The organism is Chloroflexota bacterium, assembly GCA_018648225.1.
Taxonomy (GTDB): Bacteria; Chloroflexota; Anaerolineae; order Anaerolineales; family UBA11858; genus NIOZ-UU35.
Map to the genome: position 1 here is coordinate 44,665 of JABGRQ010000152.1, position 6,750 is coordinate 51,414.

At 46.6% G+C, this 6,750-nt stretch carries 7 protein-coding genes; 5 read left to right on the forward strand and 2 right to left on the reverse strand.

Annotation, left to right across the window (positions count from 1 at the left end; genetic code table 11):
- Positions 1-39 precede the first annotated feature (39 nt).
- Both HN413_14550 and HN413_14555 read right to left on the reverse strand, forming a co-directional pair.
- Positions 40-939 (reverse strand): site-specific integrase, encoded by a 900-nt coding sequence (locus tag HN413_14550; GenBank protein ID MBT3391615.1) that lies wholly within the window; start codon positions 937-939, stop codon positions 40-42.
- A complete protein-coding gene (locus tag HN413_14555) occupies positions 914-1,306 on the reverse strand; it encodes a site-specific integrase (protein ID MBT3391616.1) in 393 nt (130 codons plus the stop codon). Before HN413_14555 ends, HN413_14550 begins: the two co-directional genes overlap by 26 nt.
- Positions 1,307-1,387: 81 nt before the next feature.
- Between HN413_14555 and HN413_14560 the strand changes: the two genes are divergently transcribed.
- From HN413_14560 to HN413_14580, 5 genes are all read left to right on the forward strand, one after another.
- Positions 1,388-2,341 (forward strand): helix-turn-helix domain-containing protein, encoded by a 954-nt coding sequence (locus HN413_14560; GenBank protein MBT3391617.1) that lies wholly within the window; start codon positions 1,388-1,390, stop codon positions 2,339-2,341.
- Positions 2,342-2,464: 123 nt separating this feature from the next.
- Positions 2,465-2,734: a S1 RNA-binding domain-containing protein gene (locus tag HN413_14565; protein MBT3391618.1), complete on the forward strand. Its 270-nt coding sequence runs from the start codon at positions 2,465-2,467 to the stop codon at positions 2,732-2,734.
- Between the two features lie 82 nt (positions 2,735-2,816).
- Entirely contained in the window at positions 2,817-3,458 is a 642-nt protein-coding gene (locus HN413_14570) for a hypothetical protein (GenBank protein ID MBT3391619.1), read from the forward strand.
- Positions 3,446-4,297 (forward strand): nucleotidyl transferase AbiEii/AbiGii toxin family protein, encoded by an 852-nt coding sequence (locus tag HN413_14575; GenBank protein MBT3391620.1) that lies wholly within the window; start codon positions 3,446-3,448, stop codon positions 4,295-4,297. Before HN413_14570 ends, HN413_14575 begins: the two co-directional genes overlap by 13 nt.
- Positions 4,298-4,456: 159 nt before the next feature.
- Positions 4,457-6,750: DEAD/DEAH box helicase family protein (locus HN413_14580; GenBank protein ID MBT3391621.1), on the forward strand; the 2,294-nt coding region annotated here is incomplete at its 3' end.

Genomic DNA, 6,750 nt, shown 5'->3' on the forward strand with positions numbered 1-6,750 from the left:
TTTCCTACTAACTGGTACCTTACCATTGGAATACATGAATCACTCGCTTCGTAGAGATATTGATCGAGGATGATATCGCTTGAAGATACGGCGGCGACTTTCTACAGTATCAGGTGCATAATAAAGTCTTGTTGTTCTCAATTCGCTGTGGCGTAAAAATTCACGAGCTTCATCAAGGGAAGCACCGTTTTCCCTGAGGTTGCGAGCAATGGTTGTCCGAATTCTGCGTGGGTAAATATCCTTTACGCCTCTTTCTTCTCCATATTGTTTCACAACTCGGTGAATGTCTTTTCGTGTCCATTTATTACCATTCAATTTTATGAAAAGATTATCATCGAGTGACAAATAGTTTGTGAATTTGCGTAATGGTTCGATTAGGTACTCAGGAATGTGCACATACTGAGTCATTCCACCTTTGGTCATTTCAAGGATTATGATTCCGTCGTCCAAATTGATATCTCGTTTCCTGAGGTTGGCAACTTCTGAAGATCGTAGAGCATTGCAATCCAGTAACGCCATAGTAAGGATGATTTGGTACCGCTGGCGTTGATAATGGAATCGAAGAAAATTCAATCTTTCTACTTGTTTTTGAGAAATATCGCTCGGGTGGTTATGGATTGGCTGAACACCAGCTTGGAAAACAAGTTTTCGAAATCTTTTAGAAAACTTCCCCGGCAGATATAGATTGCCATTTAGGGTGGGGAATAGATGTTCCGATTCAGGAAACATTTCATCCCGCCTTTGAAGAAATTCCATCCATAACTTCGATAATGGAAATGAATTTGAATTTTGGATATTAATCTCGTCGTTGATTATTTCAATTGCTTTTCGCTGAAATTGTAAACTCTCTTGAATAGATTTTCCCGAGTGCCGAATTAGATGAATGATTGATAGATCACGTAAAGTAATAAACTCACCAAATTTCTCGAAGTCTCTCATATAAATCTCCCATAAGATGATCCATTGTGTCGTTCGCGATATGAGGAGTTGGGTTGATGATTTTGCGAAAGGTGATTTCCATGTTTTCCATGGGTTCTGGTGTAGGAGCCAGCCTTTGGCGATATAAAAATTTCCAATAACGGTATACGCCATAGGCGACACGTTCAACTGTAGATTCGGATAGGTTGGTGTTCCTCAGCCATGCAATGAAATCTTCAAATAGATCTTGATTGATCGTTACGTCATTTATCTCAATTTGCTCTAGAAAACTATGATATCGCATAGCATCCCGTACATATGAGTAGACTGTTGAATCAGCACGACCCAATGTCCGCCTTAGATATTTTTCGAATTCTTGTAATGACATAATGGCTTCCTTATTGATGGACAACTGTGCATACAGTTACCATTATTATACGGATAATTACCTAAAAGTCAAGGAAATATTATGGAAGAGTTATCACAATCAATCGTAAATTGGATCAAGGATGTCAGGAAAAGTAAGGGACTTTCTTTAACTGAGCTTGGCAATCGAGCAGGTATCACACATTCACAATTGAGCCGCATCGAGAACGGAGTTTCGGCCCTAACGTTATTTTCCTTGATTCGAATGTTGCATGGGATGAATTACTCGTTTACTTCATTATTTAGTGAGAAAATTATTGATAGCAAATTTCCACTGCCAAGCATCTATCTAGAAGAAAAAACCGAATCGTACCAATATCCAGTCATAAAGTTTAGCGATATTGATAGCTTTGTCCATTTCATCCTGTACAGGAAAAATGCCAGAATTATTATTGCAAAATGGATAAAACACTATTTGAAGAACTATACATCATGGGCAGATGAAACCATAGCAGTACTAATGGATGAAGCAATTACTCTGCTTACTTTTCCGTCAGTTGATAATCGAGAAGGATCTCTATATGAAAATCTTTGCTATCCGATAGATATTGGCGTTGATAAACTTAGAAAAATCTATCTATCAGGGGGGGTACTGCTAATGAGGGATATTGGGGCCTATATCCGAAATCAGAGAATAGCTAGTAACCTTTCCCTGAGGGCTCTCAGCAGCAGGATCGATTTTTCTCACCCAGGGTTAATTAAATTGGAATCAAACATTGGTGATAGAGTCATTTTCTCTGATATTCTAAAATTAGATCGAGCATTGGGAGTTGATGGTGAACTAGTAGCACTCGCATGGAGAGCAGGCGAATTATATCTGGGGGTTCACAGGATTTACGAAAGGAAAGAGTTTCCTTTGCCTTATACAACACGTGAGGTTGAATGGATCGAAAGGTTAGTCATTGTCCAGAGGATCTACCAACATTTTGATCTGGATGAAGAAATCCAATCTTGCATAGCTGATCTAAGGGAGAATGCCGTTTTGGATCCTTCATAAAATGTGGAGTACATCTATATACGTAACAAGACCTTACTTTTGGGGAAATTGCTGAAAACTGTAATATACTGTCACATCCTTGATCTCAGCTTGATTCTACAATACGAGCATGAGAGAACCTAAATGAAGAAGTATAAAGTTGGTCAGACCGTGGATGCAGTTGTCGAGAAAGTGCTGCCATTTGGTGTTTTCGCGCGTCTAGACGGTGAGACTATTGGGTATATTCGTCACCGCGAAATGAATATAGATACCGATGTGGATCCTTCGCAGGATTTGCAAGCTGCTTTGCCAGGCAAGGTTTTGTTGGTAATGACGTCTGTCGGGCCAGTGCCAGAGATTTTAATGCGCATGGCAGGTGAAGGGGTTTGTGATATAGCCGGGCGGATAAGCTAAACCTTCTGCTGAAAACCATCCTTGTCAATCTGATATTTATATTGGATAATATACAAGATATGTATATTATCCAATATAAATTATGAGCAATTCAATTCTTTCTTCCTTCGAAAATTTGCCCTATTTCACCATCGCCGGATTTCGACAAATGGCAGGGGATTCGATTTCCAACGATCATTCCGCGCGGGTGGCGCTCTCGCGCCGGGCGAAAGCCGGGCAAATCTTTCGCCTGAAAAATGGCGTTTATATGCACCGCCGCTTCTATGAGCGGCACCGGCAAGATGCCGCTTTTTCAGCCATCATCAGCGCCATCTTGTTACCACAGTCGTATCTATCTTTGGAGTACGTCTTACAGCAAAACGGTATCCTGACAGAAATCACCTACCCGATCACTGCCATCACCACTAAAAATACGCACGCCATTGATAATGCGGCAGGCGATTTTGTATACCGCCACATCCGGCCTGAGCTGTATCGAGGCTTTCATATCGCAGAGGCCTATGGCATCCCCTATGCGCAAGCTACTCTGGCAAAAGCGCTGTTTGATTATCTGTACCTGCGCCCCCTGGATACCCGCGCGAATCTGGCCGAAGAACTGCGCCTGAATTTGGATGATTTCACGCCCCAAGAACGTGATGAATTCGCTGGATATGTAGCTATCAGTGGCAAACCCAAAATGCGCAACATCCTTACCAACCTGGAGAAATATGTATGGCGACCTTGATCCAAACCATGCAAAACGTGCTGGATAGTAAAGACCCGCTTCTGGCTGTTGAAACCAAACGCATTATTCTCAAGGAAGTGCTTCAGGCGCATGTGCTGGATTTTCTGTACAACCACGCCGCCTATCGCAAATTGAACTTCTACGGTGGCACTTGCCTGCATATCATTTATGAACTCAATCGTCTTTCCGAAGACCTGGACTTTGATAACCAGACCGGGCTGGAACTGAGCAATCTTCACGTAGATTTATTGGCTCATTTTCAACAAACGCTTGGTTACACAGATATTTCTGCCAAGCAACAGGAAGGGGCTGGTGGCATCCTGCGTATCACGCTCAAATTTCCGCTGCTCTATGAGTTAGGGCTTTCTCCACATGCCAGTGAAGCCTTACATCTCAAAGTAGAAATTAGCCATCACGATCAGGTGTGTATTGTTCAACGCACCCCAGTTATGGTATATGGGCGCAGTCTGGTCGCCAGTCATTTTTCGCTGGAAACCATGCTGGCGGGCAAAATCCTGGCTTGCCTGGAACGCTCCTTTGAGAGCGGAAAAAGCGGAGCTACTGTCAAGGGACGTGATTTTTACGATCTGCTCTGGTTTATGCAGAAGCGCATCTGGCCGCTTGAAGAAAAACTCGCACAAGATGGGGGAAAACCATATACAGTACAAAGTGCTATGCTGGCCTTGCAGGAAAAAATTGACTACATTCCAAAGCGTACCCTTGCCATAGATTTGCTGCCCATGTTTGAATCGCGCAGTTTCATCGAGACCTGGTTGGATGTATTCCATGAAAATTTCAACACGCTGATGAAAACTTACCTGGATAATTCCTTAATATAACTGCTCTTGTACGACGGCTTGACCCTGAGAGACTTCGCATAAGTGGTGCCTAACGGGGGGCTAAGAGCGGAAAAAGTCTTCAGATAATTGCGTTTCGCACGCTTTTGCACTACACTTATATGGATTCCATTCCAGCTAGCCAAATTACAGGGGAATCCCATGCCCACACCCGAAGAACAGGCCCGTAAGATCATCGACCAGAAGCTGACCGCCGCCGGTTGGATTGTGCAGAATTATAAACATCTCAACCTCGGCGCAGGGATTGGGGTGGCTGTGCGCGAGTTTCCGACGGGGCGCGGGGAAGCAGATTATCTGCTCTTTGTGGATCGGAAGGCTGTTGGGGTGGTGGAGGCAAAGCCCGAGGGAACAACGCTCAGCGGGGTTTCGGAGCAATCGGCGAAGTATCAGACCAGCTTTCCAGATGATATTCCGCATGTGGAGCTGCCGCTGCCTTTTGCGTATGAAAGCACGGGCGTGGAGACGCATTTTACCGACATCCGTGACCCGGATTATCGTTCGCGGCGGGTCTTTTCTTTTCATCGTCCAGAGACGCTGAGGGATTGGCTCTCTGTTGGGCGGGGCGACCCCGCCCCTACGTTGCGCGGACGATTGCGCGAGATGCCGCCTTTGATTGAGAAGGGGTTGTGGAAGGCGCAGATTGAAGCGGTCTCGCAATTGGAGCAATCTTTGGCGCAGGGGCGACCGCGCTCCTTGATCCAGATGGCGACGGGCAGCGGGAAGACCTTTACGGCGGTGAATTTTATTTATCGGCTGATCAAGCATGGCGGGGCGAAGCGCGTTCTTTTCCTTGTCGATCGCAATAATCTCAGCAAGCAGACCTTGGCGGAGTTCCAGAAATTCCGCACGCCGGATGATGGGCGTTTATTCACCGAGTTGTATAACGTCCAGCGGTTGACGAGCAATATGATTGACCCCGTCAGCAAGGTAACGATCACGACCATTCAGCGGCTGTATTCGATGTTGAGGGGCGAGGAATATGAAGAAGAGAACGAAGAAGAATCGCTCTTTGAGGCCCTCACCGCCCCCACCCCTAACCCCTCCCCCGCGAGCGGGAGAGGGGGATTAACTGTCGAATATAATCCCGAGATCCCCATCGAAGCGTTTGATTTCATCGTTACGGATGAGTGCCATCGTTCAATCTATAATCTTTGGCGGCAGGTATTGGAGTATTTCGATGCTTTCCTGATCGGGCTGACCGCCACGCCATCGAAATATACGCTGGGATTTTTCAACCAGAATTTGGTGACGGAATATACCCATGAACGCGCGGTTGCGGATGGCGTCAATGTCGGCTATGAAGTCTATCGCATCCGCACGAAGATCACGCAGGAGGGCAGCCAGGTGGATGCGGGCGAATATGTGGATAAACGCGATAAAAAATCGCGCGCAGATCGTTGGGCGGTGGAGCTGGAAGAAGACCTTGAGTACGCATCCAACCAACTCGACCGCGATGTGGTTGCGATTGACCAAATTCGTACCGTTGTGCAAACCTTTCGAGATCGGCTTTTTACGGAGATTTTTCCCGGGCGCAGCGAAGTGCCCAAGACGCTGGTTTTTGCCAAAGATGATTCGCACGCCGAAGATATTACCAATATCATTCGCGAGGAGTTTGGCAAGGGGAACGAATTTTGCAAGAAGATCACCTACAAAACCACAGGAGAAACACCCGAAACGCTGCTGGCTTCTTTCCGCAATAATTACAATCCGCGCATTGCGGTTTCGGTGGATATGATCGCGACCGGCACCGATATCAAGCCGCTCGAGTGCCTGCTTTTCATGCGCATGATCCGCTCGCAGGGTTATTTTGAGCAGATGAAGGGGCGCGGCACACGCGTGATTTCGGATACGGATTTGCGGGCGGTGACGGCCGATGCGGGGCATAAAACCCATTTTGTGATCGTGGATGCGGTCGGCGTTTGCGAGCAGGATAAAACGGATATGCGTCCGCTGGAGAAGCAGAAAACGGTGCCTTTCGCCAGGTTGATGCAGCGGGTGGCGATGGGTGTGCGGGATGCGGATTCACTGGAATCGCTCGCGGGACGCCTCTCCCGTTTGGATAGGGCACTCAAGCCCAAGGATCGGGAGCGTATCGCCCGTGTTTCCGGCGGAATCCCGCTAAAGGAGATCATCCACACTTTGATGGATTCCGTTGATCCAGACATCCATCTTCAACATGCGCGCGTTAAATGGGCAGACGTCTCGCCTGAGAGCATCGCCAAAGCCGAAGCGGAGATCATCCAGAAAGCTTGTGCGCCTTTTGATGATGGCGATTTCCGCACGTTGTTGGAGGCGCTACAAAAAAATTCTGAGCAGGTGATTGATATTGTCAGCCGAGATGAATTAATTAGCGCGGGTTTGGAAAGCGAAAAGGCGCAAGCGGATGTGCAAAGTTTTCGGCAATTTATCGCTGAGAATAAGGATGAGTTGACGGC

What these genes read in the sequence shown, in the direction of transcription:
- HN413_14560 (MBT3391617.1), top strand. Translation starts at nt 1,388, where the DNA reads ATGGAAGAGTTATCACAATCAATCGTAAATTGGATCAAGGATGTCAGG.
- HN413_14575 (MBT3391620.1), top strand. Translation starts at nt 3,446, where the DNA reads ATGGCGACCTTGATCCAAACCATGCAAAACGTGCTGGATAGTAAAGAC.
- HN413_14570 (MBT3391619.1), top strand. Translation starts at nt 2,817, where the DNA reads ATGAGCAATTCAATTCTTTCTTCCTTCGAAAATTTGCCCTATTTCACC.
- HN413_14555 (MBT3391616.1), bottom strand. Translation starts at nt 1,306, where the DNA reads ATGTCATTACAAGAATTCGAAAAATATCTAAGGCGGACATTGGGTCGT.
- HN413_14565 (MBT3391618.1), top strand. Translation starts at nt 2,465, where the DNA reads ATGAAGAAGTATAAAGTTGGTCAGACCGTGGATGCAGTTGTCGAGAAA.
- HN413_14550 (MBT3391615.1), bottom strand. Translation starts at nt 939, where the DNA reads ATGAGAGACTTCGAGAAATTTGGTGAGTTTATTACTTTACGTGATCTA.